14 protein-coding genes are annotated in these 12,553 nt (G+C 69.3%); 9 read left to right on the top strand and 5 right to left on the bottom strand.

Annotation, left to right across the window (positions count from 1 at the left end; genetic code table 11):
* Nucleotides 1-282 precede the first annotated feature (282 nt).
* Nucleotides 283-579 (bottom strand): DUF1905 domain-containing protein, encoded by a 297-nt coding sequence (locus ACFYRH_RS27605; protein WP_387781347.1) that lies wholly within the window; start codon nt 577-579, stop codon nt 283-285.
* Between the two features lie 29 nt (nt 580-608).
* Nucleotides 609-1,190 carry a TetR/AcrR family transcriptional regulator gene (locus ACFYRH_RS27600; protein ID WP_387781344.1) on the bottom strand — a complete coding sequence of 194 codons (582 nt, stop codon included), beginning with the start codon at nt 1,188-1,190 and terminating at the stop codon, nt 609-611.
* Nucleotides 1,191-1,286: 96 nt separating this feature from the next.
* On the opposite strand from ACFYRH_RS27600, the gene ACFYRH_RS27595 reads away from it, so the two are divergent.
* The gene (locus ACFYRH_RS27595; RefSeq protein ID WP_387781341.1) at nt 1,287-3,446 is read left to right on the top strand and encodes an MMPL family transporter; all 2,160 of its coding nucleotides are present in this window, start codon (nt 1,287-1,289) and stop codon (nt 3,444-3,446) included.
* Between the two features lie 65 nt (nt 3,447-3,511).
* Here ACFYRH_RS27595 and ACFYRH_RS27590 read toward each other — a convergent pair whose 3' ends face one another.
* A complete protein-coding gene (locus tag ACFYRH_RS27590) occupies nt 3,512-4,180 on the bottom strand; it encodes a YitT family protein (protein ID WP_387781338.1) in 669 nt (222 codons plus the stop codon).
* Between the two features lie 63 nt (nt 4,181-4,243).
* On the opposite strand from ACFYRH_RS27590, the gene ACFYRH_RS27585 reads away from it, so the two are divergent.
* The 4 genes from ACFYRH_RS27585 (at nt 4,244) to ACFYRH_RS27570 (ending at nt 7,647) form a co-directional block, all read left to right on the top strand.
* Entirely contained in the window at nt 4,244-5,686 is a 1,443-nt protein-coding gene (locus tag ACFYRH_RS27585; RefSeq protein WP_387781335.1) for a PLP-dependent aminotransferase family protein, read from the top strand.
* 201 nt (nt 5,687-5,887) lie between these two features.
* Nucleotides 5,888-6,526 (top strand): peptide-methionine (S)-S-oxide reductase MsrA, encoded by a 639-nt coding sequence (gene msrA / locus ACFYRH_RS27580; RefSeq protein WP_387781332.1) that lies wholly within the window; start codon nt 5,888-5,890, stop codon nt 6,524-6,526.
* Between the two features lie 97 nt (nt 6,527-6,623).
* Nucleotides 6,624-6,977, top strand: a complete 354-nt coding sequence (locus ACFYRH_RS27575; protein ID WP_387781330.1) for a hypothetical protein — start codon at nt 6,624-6,626, stop codon at nt 6,975-6,977.
* Nucleotides 6,978-7,065: 88 nt separating this feature from the next.
* Nucleotides 7,066-7,647, top strand: a complete 582-nt coding sequence (locus ACFYRH_RS27570) for a chloramphenicol phosphotransferase CPT family protein (RefSeq protein WP_387781327.1) — start codon at nt 7,066-7,068, stop codon at nt 7,645-7,647.
* Between the two features lie 56 nt (nt 7,648-7,703).
* Here the strand turns inward: ACFYRH_RS27570 and ACFYRH_RS27565 are convergent, their stop codons facing one another.
* Entirely contained in the window at nt 7,704-8,234 is a 531-nt protein-coding gene (locus tag ACFYRH_RS27565) for a DinB family protein (protein WP_387781324.1), read from the bottom strand.
* Nucleotides 8,235-8,389: 155 nt separating this feature from the next.
* Here ACFYRH_RS27565 and ACFYRH_RS27560 point away from each other — a divergent pair, with 155 nt between their 5' ends.
* The 4 genes from ACFYRH_RS27560 to ACFYRH_RS27545 all read left to right on the top strand — a co-directional run bounded on the left by ACFYRH_RS27560 (nt 8,390) and on the right by ACFYRH_RS27545 (nt 11,735).
* Complete coding sequence (locus ACFYRH_RS27560; protein ID WP_387781321.1) at nt 8,390-9,214, top strand: alpha/beta fold hydrolase; 825 nt, start codon at nt 8,390-8,392, stop codon at nt 9,212-9,214.
* Nucleotides 9,215-9,292: 78 nt separating this feature from the next.
* Nucleotides 9,293-10,093 carry an alpha/beta fold hydrolase gene (locus tag ACFYRH_RS27555; protein WP_387781318.1) on the top strand — a complete coding sequence of 267 codons (801 nt, stop codon included), beginning with the start codon at nt 9,293-9,295 and terminating at the stop codon, nt 10,091-10,093.
* 81 nt (nt 10,094-10,174) lie between these two features.
* A complete protein-coding gene (locus ACFYRH_RS27550) occupies nt 10,175-10,696 on the top strand; it encodes a GNAT family N-acetyltransferase (RefSeq protein ID WP_387781315.1) in 522 nt (173 codons plus the stop codon).
* Between the two features lie 10 nt (nt 10,697-10,706).
* A complete protein-coding gene (locus ACFYRH_RS27545; RefSeq protein ID WP_387781312.1) occupies nt 10,707-11,735 on the top strand; it encodes an NADPH:quinone reductase in 1,029 nt (342 codons plus the stop codon).
* Here the strand turns inward: ACFYRH_RS27545 and ACFYRH_RS27540 are convergent.
* A complete protein-coding gene (locus ACFYRH_RS27540) occupies nt 11,727-12,545 on the bottom strand; it encodes an AAC(3) family N-acetyltransferase (RefSeq protein ID WP_387781309.1) in 819 nt (272 codons plus the stop codon). The genes ACFYRH_RS27545 and ACFYRH_RS27540 overlap by 9 nt on opposite strands.
* Nucleotides 12,546-12,553 lie beyond the last annotated feature (8 nt).

Below are 12,553 nucleotides of genomic sequence, written 5' to 3'. Positions count from 1 at the left end.
CCTGACCGGGGTACCTCGCCGGGGTACCTCGCCGGGACGCCTGGCCGGGGTGCCTGGCCGGGGTGCCTGGCCGGGGTGCCTGGCCGGGGTGCCTGGCCGGGGTGCCTGGATGGGGTGCCTGGCTGGGGGCGCGCTGAGCTGATGGATGACCTCAACGTTTCTTGTCACGGCACTAGACGTCGCCTGACCCCGGCGTCGCTCGTAGTTACTGGACGTCGCCAGATCCCCGGGCGGCGTTCGTAGTTACTGGACGTCGCCGGATCCCCGAAGGGGTCGTGGTTGCTAGAAATCGACGAGGTGCAGTTGTGTGTCGACCGGGGTGCCCTCGGTCAGGTCCTCGGCGGTTCGTACCTGCTTCTTCATCGGTAGCAGATACATGCCGGTCTTGCTCGGGAAGACCGAGGTCTGCCAGGTGCTGCCGCCGACCGTCACCGTCACCCGCACCGAGCCGAACCCCCGACGCCGGCCTTCGGTCAGGTCCGTGATGTCGTCGCTGACCTCCTCCGGGACCGTCACGAAGTACCAACTGCCTTCACCCGGGAACTGCCACAGCGGCGCCGAGAACCGGTACGTGCTCACCCCTGAACGCTAACTCCGAGCACCGACAGTCACTCGGAGACCGGTGCGCCGCGCCGCGCCAGCACTGCGGACGCAGCGTCGAGCAGCACGGCCCGCATCTCGGCGGCCGGCACGCTGGGGTCGAGCTCGGTGGACATCGCCGCCCCGATCGTCTCGACCGCGGCCGCGGCCCGCAGCCGGTCGGCCGCCGTCGGATCCGGACCCGCGAGCCACAGCTGGAACCGCCGGCTCCGCGCGATCAGGTCCTCGAGGTCGTCCCCGAAGGCGGCCAGTACGGCGGCGACGTCGCGGAGCAATGTCGGCCCGGTGGAGTGGTGCGCCAGGACCACGTCCAGGTACGCCGCGAGCAGTTCACGCTCCGCCTCGGGTGACCACGGCAGCGTGTCCACGCGGCGCAGAACCTCGAACAGGTCCTCCAGGAACGTGCCGATGATCGCGCGCAGCAGCTGCTGCTTCGACGAGTAGTGGTAGTACAGCGACGCTTTGGTGATGCCGACCTGCTCGGCGATCTCGCGCAGGCTGGTCTTCTCGTAGCCCTGGGTCGAGAACAGGTCAACCGCGGCGCGGTGGATCTCCGCCTTGGTGTCGCGGGAACTGCTCGCGTGCTGCACGTCACCACCCTCTCACTTTTCCTACCTACCGTGCGGCAGGTAGTCTACCTACCGACCGGCAGGTAGACAGTGCAGAACCCTCAGGAGGGGTCAGGGGTGTTCACCAGACTCGGGCGCTTCGTCGTCCACAACCCGTGGAAGGTGATCGCCGCGTGGGTGGTCGCGGCTGTCGCCGTGATCGCGTTCGCGCCGACACTCGCGGATGTCACCACCAAGGACCAGGCGGCGCTGCTGCCCGACGAGTACGAGTCGGTGCAGGCGCAGAAGCTGGCCGCGAGCACGTTCGGGCAGACCAACGACGCGACCGCCAGCATCGTGGTCAAGCGCGCGGCCGGCGGTGAGCTGACCGCCGCCGACCAGGCCAAGGTCACCCAGCTCGCCGCCAAGATCAGCGCGGCGAAGATCGACCGGGTCACCGCCGCGGTCACCGGACCGCAGGCGGTCGCACCGAACAAGCAGGTGCAGATCGTCAGTATCGGCCTGAAAGGTACACCGGACGAGCAACCGGTGCTCGACGCGGTCCAGAAGATCCGCGACGTCACCGGACCCGCCCTCACCGGCGCCGACCTCGAGTACGGCGTGACCGGCGACGCGGCACTGATGCTCGACAACCAGGACGCGTTCGAGAACGCCTTCGTGGTGGTCGGGATCGCGACCGTCGTCCTGATCATCGGCCTGCTGCTGGTCATCTACCGCAGCCCGGTCGCGGCGTTCCTGCCGATCCTGACGGTCGGTCTGGTCTCCGGCATCGCGCCCGGCCTGATCGCACTCGTTGCCAAGGCCACCGGTCTGCAGGTCACCCAGGATCTGCAGACGATCCTGACCGTCGTGCTGTACGGCGTCGGCACCGACTACATCCTGTTCCTGCTGTTCCGTTTCCGGGAACGGCTCCGGGCCGGCGAGCAGCCGAAGGAAGCGCTGGTGAACGCGGTCGCCCGGGTCGCCGAGGTGATCGTGTCGGCGGCGGGCGCGATCGTGGTCGCGTTCAGCGCCTTGCTGCTCGCGGTGTTCGGTGGGTTCAAGAGCCTCGGCCCGGGGCTCGCGATCGCGGTCGCGGTGATGGCCTTCGCGGCGATCACCCTGGTCCCGGCGGTCGTCTCACTGCTCGGCCCGAAGGTGTTCTGGCCGTCGAAGTCCTGGCAGCAGACGCCGAAGGGCGCGGTGTTCAAGCGGCTCGGCCGGTTCACCGCGCGGCGTCCGGCCGTGGTCGCTGCGATCTCAGGCGGCGTGATGGTCGTGCTCGCGCTCGGCTCGCTCGGGATGAAGGTCGACTACGACGCGTTCAGCCAGCTCCCGGACGGCACCGAGTCCGCCCGTGCGGTGAAGGACCTGCAAGCCGGATTCCCGGCCGGCGCACTGAACCCGACGACGGTCTACGTCCGCAGCACCGACGGCACGCCACTCGATCCGGCCGAGCTCACGACGTACGCCGGGAAGCTCGCCAAGGTCGACGGGGTGGGCGGAGTGCTCCCGGCCGGCGCGGACGGCAGCATGGCGTTGCTGAACACCGACAAGACAGTTGCCCAGCTCAACGTCGTACTGAAGGACGCGCCGTACGCGAACGCGTCGCTGGACCTGGTGGACGGCAAGCTGCGGGAGGTCGCTCACGCGGCGGCGCCGCACGGGACGACCACACTGCTCGGCGGTGTGACGGCCGGGTACGCCGATATCCGCGACGCCAACAGCCGGGATCTCTCGGTGATCTTCCCGGTCGCCGGTGGGCTGATCGCGGTGATCCTCGCGTTGCTGCTGCGGTCGCTGATCGCTCCGCTGGTCCTGATGCTCGCGGTGGTGCTGAGCTTCTTCAGTTCGATCGGCGCGACGGTGTTCGTGTTCCAGGGCGCCGCCGGACACGCGGGGGTGACGTTCTCGCTGCCGATCATGCTGTACCTGTTCGTCGTTGCCATCGGCACCGACTACAACATCCTGATGATCGCGCGACTCCGCGAGGAGGCCGAGCGCGGCACGGATCCACGCACCGCGGCCGACCTCGCGATCGAGCACGGCGGTCCGTCGGTGGCGGCGGCCGGGCTGATCCTGGCCGGCACGTTCTCGTCGCTGATGCTCGCCGGGATGGCGCTGCTCACCGAGATGGGGTTCTCGGTCGCGGCCGGCATCGTGATCTCGGCGTTCGTGATGTCGAGCTTCCTGGTGCCCAGCGTGATCGCGCTGCTCGGCAAACGCGCCTGGTGGCCGCGCCGCGTGCAGACCGGCGCCCCACCGGCCGAGGCGCGGGAACTCGAACCGGTCGGCTGAAGACCCGCAGGCTGAGGGGTCCTGCAGGAACGGGCCCCGGACCACATTCGGTCCGGGGCCCGTTGTCACGCCCGCTTCAGGCGGACGGTGAAGATCGGCAGCAGGACGTGCACGAGCGGGCCGATCGAGAGCGCGTAGACGACGGTGCCGACGCCGATCGAACCGCCGAGCAGGAAGCCGGTGGCGAGGACCGTGACCTCGATCGCCGTCCGGACCAGACGGACACTCAGACCGGTACGCCGTACCAGGCCGGTCATCAGCCCGTCGCGGGGACCGGGGCCGAACTGGGCGCCGATGTAGAGGGCGCCGGCCAGTGCGTTGACGACGACCCCGGCGAGCATGAACACGATCCGCAGCCAGAGGGCGTGCGGCCGATCGATCGTCGCCAAGGTGAGGTTGGTGACCAGGCCGATGACGATGGCGTTGCTGATGGTGCCGAGGCCAGGCCACTGGCGCAGCGGGATCCAGGCCAGCAGTACGACGAAACTCACCGCGATCACCACCGTGCCGAAGCTCAGCGGGAGGTGCTTGGTGATCCCGGAGTGGAACACGTCCCACGGGTCGAGGCCGAGGTTGCCCTGGATCATCAGGCCCATCGAGGCGCCGTACAGGGTCAGGCCCACGTACAGCTGCACCAAGCGGCGGGGCAGGTGGCCTGCTTTCAGCTGCTGGATCGGGTTGATGGGCGCGAGCTGACGCGACGAGGCAGTCGGAGCAGTCGGAGTGGCGGTCACGTTCTTCAGTTTCGGGAGTAAGTGGCCTGGTGTTCGATAGCCAATTACGCGATAGTGGACTGCATGCGAGCGCGTTATCTCCCCGCCAGCACGTTGACCGGCCTGCTCGGCGAGTGGGCGGACGGGACCGGTCCGGCGTACCGGCTGCTGTCCGAGCGCCTGCGGCTGCTGATCGCGGACGGGCGGATCATGCCCGGCTCGCGGCTGCCGAGCGAGCGCGAGCTCACCGAGGCACTGGGAGTCAGCCGTACGACGGTCGCGTCGGCGTACCGCGAACTCCGCGACAGCGGGTACCTGGCGAGCCGCCGCGGTTCCGGCAGTGTCACGGCGCTGCCGTCGAAGATCGAGCCGGAGCTCGGGCGGCACCACGCGCCGGGGATCGACACCGAGGGGCTGTACGACTTCACCTGCGCGGCACCGGCCGCGGTGCCCGGGATCAGTACGGCGGTCGCGTCGGCGGCCGCCGAACTGCCGCTGCATCTGGCGACCCCCGGGTACCACCCGCAAGGCCTGCCGGTACTGCGGTCCGAGATCGCGGCCGCCTACTCGGAGCGCGGTCTGCCGACGTCGCCGGACCAGATCATCGTGACCGCGGGCGCACTGGCGGCGACCTCGATCGCGATCCGGGCGATCACGCAGATCGGCGACCGGGTGCTGACCGAGAGCCCGACACACCCGAACTCGGTGGACGCGATCCGGCGCAGCGGGTGCCGCGTGGTCGCCGTACCGATGTCGCCCGGTGGGTGGGACCTTCCGTTGTTGGAGGCAACGATCCGGCAGACGGCGCCGCGGGCGGCCTGGCTGGTGGTGGACTTCCAGAATCCGACCGGTTTCCTGATGCCGGCGGCGGACCGGCAGCGGCTCGCGCGGGCGTTCGCGCGGTCGCGGACCACGGCGATCGTGGACGAGACCCTGTTCGAGCTGTCGCTGGACGGGCAGGAGATGCCGCCGCCGTTCGCGTCGTACGACCCCGACGGCGTGATCACGGTCGGGTCGGTGAGCAAGTCGTTCTGGGGCGGGTTGCGGATCGGGTGGATGCGGGTGCCGGAGGCCCTGGTCGCGCGGGTGCTGGACGCGCGGGCGTCGATGGACCTCGGGGCGCCGGTGCTCGAGCAGCTGGTCGTCGCGGATCTGCTCCGGCACCGCTCGACACTGCTTCCGGAGCGCCGGGCCGAGTTGGCTCGCCGCCGTGATGCGCTGGCGTCGGCTGTTGCCGGCGAGCTCCCGTCGTGGCGGTTCCGGATCCCGGGCGGCGGGTTGTCACTGTGGTGCGAGCTGCCCGAGCCGGTGGGTTCCAGCCTCGTCGGGGTCGCGCAACGGAACGGTGCGCTGCTGGTCGCGGGCTCGCGCTTCTCCCCCGACGGCGGCCTCGAGTCCTTCATCCGGCTCCCGTACACGCTCGACGTGGACTCGCTGCGTGACGGCGTCGCCCGGGTCGCCGCGTCGTACACCTCGCTCACCGTCCCCGGCGCCCCGCGCCGCCGGACCGGCGTGATGATCGCGTAGGGCGGACCGCCAGCACTCACCAATCCCGCTCGACCGGCCCGCTTCACGCTCAGCCGGCCCTGCCCGGGGCCCAGATGCAGGGGTTGGTGAGTGGTGGCGGTCCGCCCTTGCCACGTCATCGTGCCGTAAGGGGTGCGGGGAAGGTTCGCCTTACATCGGGCGTTGAGAGACTATGAGAGTCACTCTGCGAGAGGCGTGAGAATGTCGTTCTTCACCCGCAACACCGCCATGGTCGAGCCGCAGGCCGCGCTGCCGGGCCGGCCCACCCCCGGCTTCGCCGTACCGGACGAGAACATCGTCCTGCACACGCCGCAGACCGCCGCCGCGCCCGAGGGGTTCGAGGAGGTCTGGTTCGGCACCGGATGCTTCTGGGGTACCGAGGAGATCTTCTGGCAGCAGCCCGGCGTGTACACCACCGCCGTCGGGTACGCGGGCGGTTACACCCCGAACCCGACGTACGAAGAGGTCTGCTCCGGCCGCACCGGTCAGACCGAGGCCGTCCGGGTTGTCTACGACCCCACCAAGACCACCTTCACGGACCTGCTGAAGGTGTTCTGGGAGACGCACGACCCGACACAGGGCATGCGGCAGGGCAACGACCTCGGTTCGCAGTACCGCTCGGCGATCTACTACACCACCGACGCCCAGCGCGCCGAGGCCGAGCGCACCCGCGACCTGTACGCCCCCGTCATCAAGCCCCTCGGATACGGCGACATCACCACCGAGATCGCCCCCGCGCAGACCTTCTACTACGCGGAGGACTACCACCAGCAGTACCTGTTCAAGAACCCGAACGGCTACCGGTGCCACTCCAACACCGGCGCCAAGTTCCCCGGCTGACAGGCTGTAACCGCACACGAGCGCCCGACCGGCAGCGGTCGGGCGCTCGATCGTGAGTGGACGATCACGGCGCTTTACGGTGCTTTACGGTGGCTGAGTGAAGAACGACGACCGTCGCGTCCGCCGCCTCGTGGTGGGTGAGGTCACTTGGCGCTGGACCGTTCGTCAGCGAGTGAGGCCCGGCCAGGAGAACTGCGGCCTGACGCTCTCGTTGTTCCGTGAAGGCACGCGGGACCGGTTGGTCCTCGTCTTCCGTCCCGGACCGGACCGGGTTGTCTCGAACACGTACTTCGACGCCGGGGCACTGATCCGGCTGCCGGATCGCGGCTATCTCAACCTGTTCGAGCCCGGAACTGTCCGCCGGCTCCTGGACGCGGCGACCTCGACCCTGGATCTCTCCGAGCAAGTCACCGAGGTCGACGGCTGGCCGTACTTCGACACGATCGTCTGAACCTAGACCTCCCGATCGAGCACTACCAGTTCCTGGCGCTTCGGCTGCCGGGGTGAGGGATGCACCGGGTGTCGGGGATCATGGGGCGATGTCCATCAGCGCGACGCATGAACTACTTCCCGGCACCCCGGCCGGCCGGCCCGGACGGGTGATCCTGCTGAACGGTACGTCGAGTTCGGGGAAATCGAGTATCGCCAAGGAACTGCTGGACACCCTCGATGGCGCCTGGTTCCACCTGGCGATCGATCAGTTCCATCGCATTCGCGGGCGCCGGGAGTGGACCGAGGAGGAGTTCCTGCCGGTCTTCCAGCGGACCGTGCTGGGGTTCCACCGGGCGGTCGCCGGGATGGCGTCGGCAGGTAACGACGTCGTCGTCGATCACATCATGGGCGAACGCTGGCGGCTCGCCGACTGTCTGACGGTCTTCGACGGACTGCCCGTGTACTTCGTCGGTATCAACTGCTCGTTGCCCGAGCTCGAGCGGCGGGAGCGGGAGCGTGGGAACCGGACGATCGGGCGCGCGGCGTTGCAGTTCCCACTCGTGCACCAGCACGGCGTGTACGACGTCGAGGTCGACTCCGAACGTCAGACCCCGGCGGAGTGCGCCGCCACGATCCGCGATCGCCTGTCCGCCGGCCCGCCCACAGCGTTCGACGAGCTACGTCGATAACCCGGGCAGCGCCGAGGGCACCACCGGCAGCCGGCACCCTCGGCGCTGGAAGATCGTCAGCCCATCGACTTCTGACCGTCGATGGCTTCGCGGATGATGTCGGCGTGGCCGGCGTGCTGGGCGGTCTCGGCGGTGATGTGCAGGAAGACGCGGCGGACGGACCAGAAGACGCCCGGCGGCTGCCAGGGTGCGGACGGGAGCTCGTAGCTGACCTCGAGGTCGAGCGTGCGGACCAGGTCGTCGGTCGCGGCGGCCACCTTCTCGTACTCCGCCAGTACGCCGGCCAGCGTCTCGCCCTCGGTGAGGCGGAACTGGTCCTGCCACGAAGCGATCATCTCCGGCGTGAACTCGGACTCGGCCGGCACGTCGTCCGACCGGCCGCCCTGGGCGAACTCGGCCCAGTGCTGCTCGACCGCCGACACGTGCTTGATCAGGCCGCCGATGGTCAGCTCGCTGACGGTACTGCGGGTGTTCGCCTGCTCGTCCGTCAGACCCTGCGCGGTGTGCCGCAGGAAGTACCGGTGCTTGGCCAGGAAGTCCAGGATGTCGGCCCGCTCGCCGGTCGCCGGCTGCTCGTTGTTCGTCATGTCCCTGACTCTAGAAGGTGTAGCGGCCAGGTAATGGCCGCTATTCGATCGGGCCTGAGATCTCCTCGGGAACAAGCCCGGCGGCTAGCGTGGCCCAGGGGGGCGGCAACCGGGCCGATCCCCTTTGTCCGGAAAGGGAATCAGGGGGTACAACCGTGGGAACGATCACGACCAGCGACGGCACCGAGATCTTCTACAAGGACTGGGGAAGCGGGCAGCCGATCGTCTTCAGTCACGGATGGCCGTTGTCGGCCGACGACTGGGACAACCAACTGCTGTTCTTCCTCTCGAAGGGGTACCGCGTCGTCGCGCACGACCGCCGGGGGCACGGGCGGTCGACACAGACCGGCGACGGTCACGACATGGACCACTACGCCGACGACCTGAAGGCGGTCGTCGACCACCTCGACCTGCGCGACTGCATCCACGTCGGTCACTCGACCGGCGGCGGCGAGGTCGTGCACTACCTGGGCCGGCACGGCGAGGACCGGGCCGCCAAGGCCGCGATCCTGTGCGCGGTCCCACCGTTGATGGTGAAGACCGACGCGAACCCGGAGGGCCTGCCCAAGGACGTCTTCGACGACCTGCAGAACCAGCTCGCCGCGAACCGGTCCGTGTTCTACCGCGCGCTGCCGGAGGGCCCGTTCTACGGGTTCAACCGGCCCGGCGCCGAACCGGTCGAAGCCATCATCGCGAACTGGTGGCGGCAGGGCATGATGGGCGGCGCCAAAGCGCACTACGACGGCATCGTCGCGTTCTCCCAGACCGACTTCACCGAGGACCTGCGCAAGATCACCATCCCGGTGCTCGTGGTGCACAGCGAGGACGACCAGATCGTCCCGTACGTCGCTGCCGGTCCGAAGTCGGCCGCCTTGCTCAAGAACGGGGTCCTGAAGACCTACCAGGGCCTCCCGCACGGCCTGCCCACGACCCACGCGGACGTGGTCAACGCCGACCTGCTCGAGTTCTTCCAGTCGTAACCCCGCACCATCCGGCTTCGTCACGCAGCCTTGCGCGCCCTCCCGGCGACAGTCGCCTGACGAAAGGGCTTCCTCACGATGCATCACCACAGAACGCGGGTCCTGGCGGTAGTCGTCGCCGTACTCGCGGTCCTGCTCGCCGCCGTGACACCCGCGGCCGCGTCGCACCAGCGTGGTCCGAAACCGACGGTCGTCCTGGTCCACGGTGCGTGGGCCGACGGGTCGAGCTGGTCGAAGGTCACCAGCCGGCTCCTCGACGACGGGTACACGGTCCGCGTCCCACCGAACGAGTTACGCAGTCTCCCGACCGACGCCGCGACGATCCGCAACTTCCTCGCCACCATCTCCGGTCCGATCGTGCTGGTCGGCCATTCGTACGGCGGTGCGGTCATCACGAACGCCGCGACCGGCAACCCGAACGTGAAGGCGCTGGTGTACGTCGACGCGTTCGCGCCGGACAAAGGCGAGTCGGTGTTGACGCTGGCCGGTGCGGACTCCGCCCTCGCCGTACCGCCGGAGACCGTGTTCGACTTCGTCCCGAACGGCACCTTCCTCGACCTGTACCTGAAGCACGACACGTTCGTGAAGTCGTTCGCCTCGGGGCTGCCGCGGTCCCAGTCCGAGAAGCTGTACCCGTCGCAACGTCCGCTCGCCCTGGCGGCCGGTAACGACCCGTCCGGGGTGCCGGCGTGGAAGACGATCAAGTCCTGGTACGTACTCGGCACCAGGGACCTGATCATCACGCCGACCGCGCAGAACTTCATGGCCACCCGCGCGCACTCCACCATCACCCGCATCCCGGCCGGTCACCTCGGACTGATCTCCGATCCCGGCCCGGTCACCAAGGTGATCGAGACCGCGATTCACGCCACCCGTTGACGCGGCGCCGCCGGTCGCCCGGAGTAATTCGGGCGACCGGCGGTCGTGGTCAGGCCTAAGCTGCCTGGCCAGGAGGCCGTTATGGGTGACGAGTTGACGATCCGGCCGTTGCGCGCCGGCGATCCCGCGATCATCGCCGCGGCGATGGACGCGATCGGGTGGAACAAGCCCGAGAGCCAGTACGTGCGGTACCTCGCCGAGCAGGACGCCGGCGAGCGCGACATCCTGGTGGCGACGGTCGACGGGCGGTACGTCGGGTACGTGACCGTGCGCTGGGTGTCGCCGTACTTCCGGACCATCCCCGAGATCCAGGACTTCAACGTGCTGCCGTCGTACCGGCGGCGCGGGATCGGGTCGGCGTTGATGGACGCGGCCGAGGCGCTGGTCACGACGCGGTACCCGGTGGTCGGGATCGGTGTCGGGCTGTACCCGGACTACGGGCAGGCGCAGCGGATGTACGTCCGCCGCGGTTACCTCCCGGACGGCCGCGGGCTGATCTACGACGGCCGGCAGGTGCCGCCGATGGAGTCGATCCGCAACGACGACAGCGCGACCTTGATGTTCACCAAGGAGCTGCGTGCTCGGGAGGACGTCAGCGGGTAGCGTCGGTGGGGTGCGTGCTATCGAGTACTCCGTAACCGGTGAGCCCGACGTCCTGACCCTCGTGGACAGGCCGATGATCGACCCCGGGCCGGGTGAGGTGCGGGTGCGGATCCACCGGTCGGGCGTCAACCCGACCGACTGGAAGTCGCGCCGCGGCAGCGAGTCCGGCACCCTGATCGACCCGGCTCAGGTGCCCAACCAGGACGGCTCGGGTGTCGTCGAGGCCGTCGGCCAGGGCGTCGACGTCGCGCTGACCGGCCGTCGCGTCTGGCTCTGGGAGGCGGCGTACCAGCGACCGGCGGGCGGAACCGCGCAGGAGTACGCCGTGGTTCCGGTGCGCAACGTGGTGGCGCTACCCGACAGCGCGTCGTTCGACCTCGGGGCCGCGCTCGGCGTGCCGTTCCTGACCGCGCACCGCTGCCTGACGGTGACCGAGGACGGGCCCGACCATCTCGGACCGGGCAGGCTCGCGGGCCGGACGGTGCTGGTGGCCGGTGGCGCCGGTGCGGTCGGCAACGCGGCGATTCAGCTCGCCCGGTGGTCCGACGCGACGGTGATCACCACGGTGAGCAGCCCGGAGAAGGGCAATCTCGCCGCGCTCGCGGGTGCCGATCACGTCATCGACTACAAGCAGCAGGACGTGGTCGCCGAGGTGCATGCGATCGCACCGCACGGCGTGCACACGATCGTCGAGGTGTCGCCGGCGGCGAACGCGGCCATCGACGCCGCGGTGATCGCGCCGCATGGCTCGGTGGCTGTCTATGCGACCGACGGCGGGCCGGCGATGGAGCTGCCGGTGCGCGCGTCGATGGTGCCGAACGCCCGCTGGCAGTTCGTGCTGCTGTACACGGCTCCGGAGTCGTGGCGACCGCGCGCCCTGGGCGATGTCGCGGCCGCGGTCGAGGCCGGCGCGGTGCGGGTCGGTCCGGAGGCCGGGCTACCGCTGCACCACTACTCGCTCGACCGGGCCGCGGAGGCACACGCCGCGGTCGAGCAGAGCGTCGTCGGCAAGGTGCTGATCGACGTCAGCTCAGACTGACGCCAATCGCTGCTGCAGCGCGGCTGCGCAGCGGCACTCCGGGTTGTCGGTGCAGAGCAGGGCTGCGGGATCGTCGAGAACGAGCTGGCGAGTCGCGTCCAGGATGGCCTGTTTGGGGATACGGCGTACCCGTGCCTGCCCGATGCGGACTTCCTTGGTCGCAGGACGCAGTACCGGCTCGATGGCGTCGAAGTGGTGGCTCTCGCCGGAGATGTTCGGGAGCTCGACCCACAGGCCGTCGGCGGATTTCGCGTAACGGTAGAAGCGCGAGCGACCGAGGTACTGCTCGGCGAGATGGATCGTGGTGTTGGACGTGTGATCGACACCGAGCAGCAGTACGTCGCCGTTCAGCGCCTCGATCGGGCCCAGCGGCCAGTCGGGACGCTGCGCCGCCAGCAACCGCTCAGCGGCGGGACCTGCCGCCTGGTAGGCGAACAGCGGATGCGAGGTGCGCAGTGGGACACCCGTCTGCCGGAACACCTCGGGGATCCGCCCCAGCCAGCGGTCGATCGGCAGATCGCTGCGAAAGCTGGTTGCCTGCGACAACTTTTCGTCGAACTCGGCCCAACTCGCCGCGTTCCAATAGGCATTGTTCGGCCGGACCAGCCCGGGCGGCGCCGGCAACCCGGTCAGGTCCCAGCTGCCGGCAGGCATCATCACGGTCCCGCACACCTCGGTCAGCGCCGCGCAAACCGCCTCCGCGCCACCGTCGACGTACCCGAACGCGCTGAGCGACGAGTGCACGAGCACCTCGGACGTCCCGTCCAGCCCGAGCTGCCGCAACCCGTCGACGATCTCGTCTGCCCGCATCCCCGCAA

Source organism: Kribbella sp. NPDC004875 (genome assembly GCF_042873375.1).
GTDB lineage: Bacteria > Actinomycetota > Actinomycetes > Propionibacteriales > Kribbellaceae > Kribbella.
Note: the sequence above shows the minus strand (reverse complement) of the source record. Positions and strands in the feature narration are given on the sequence as shown.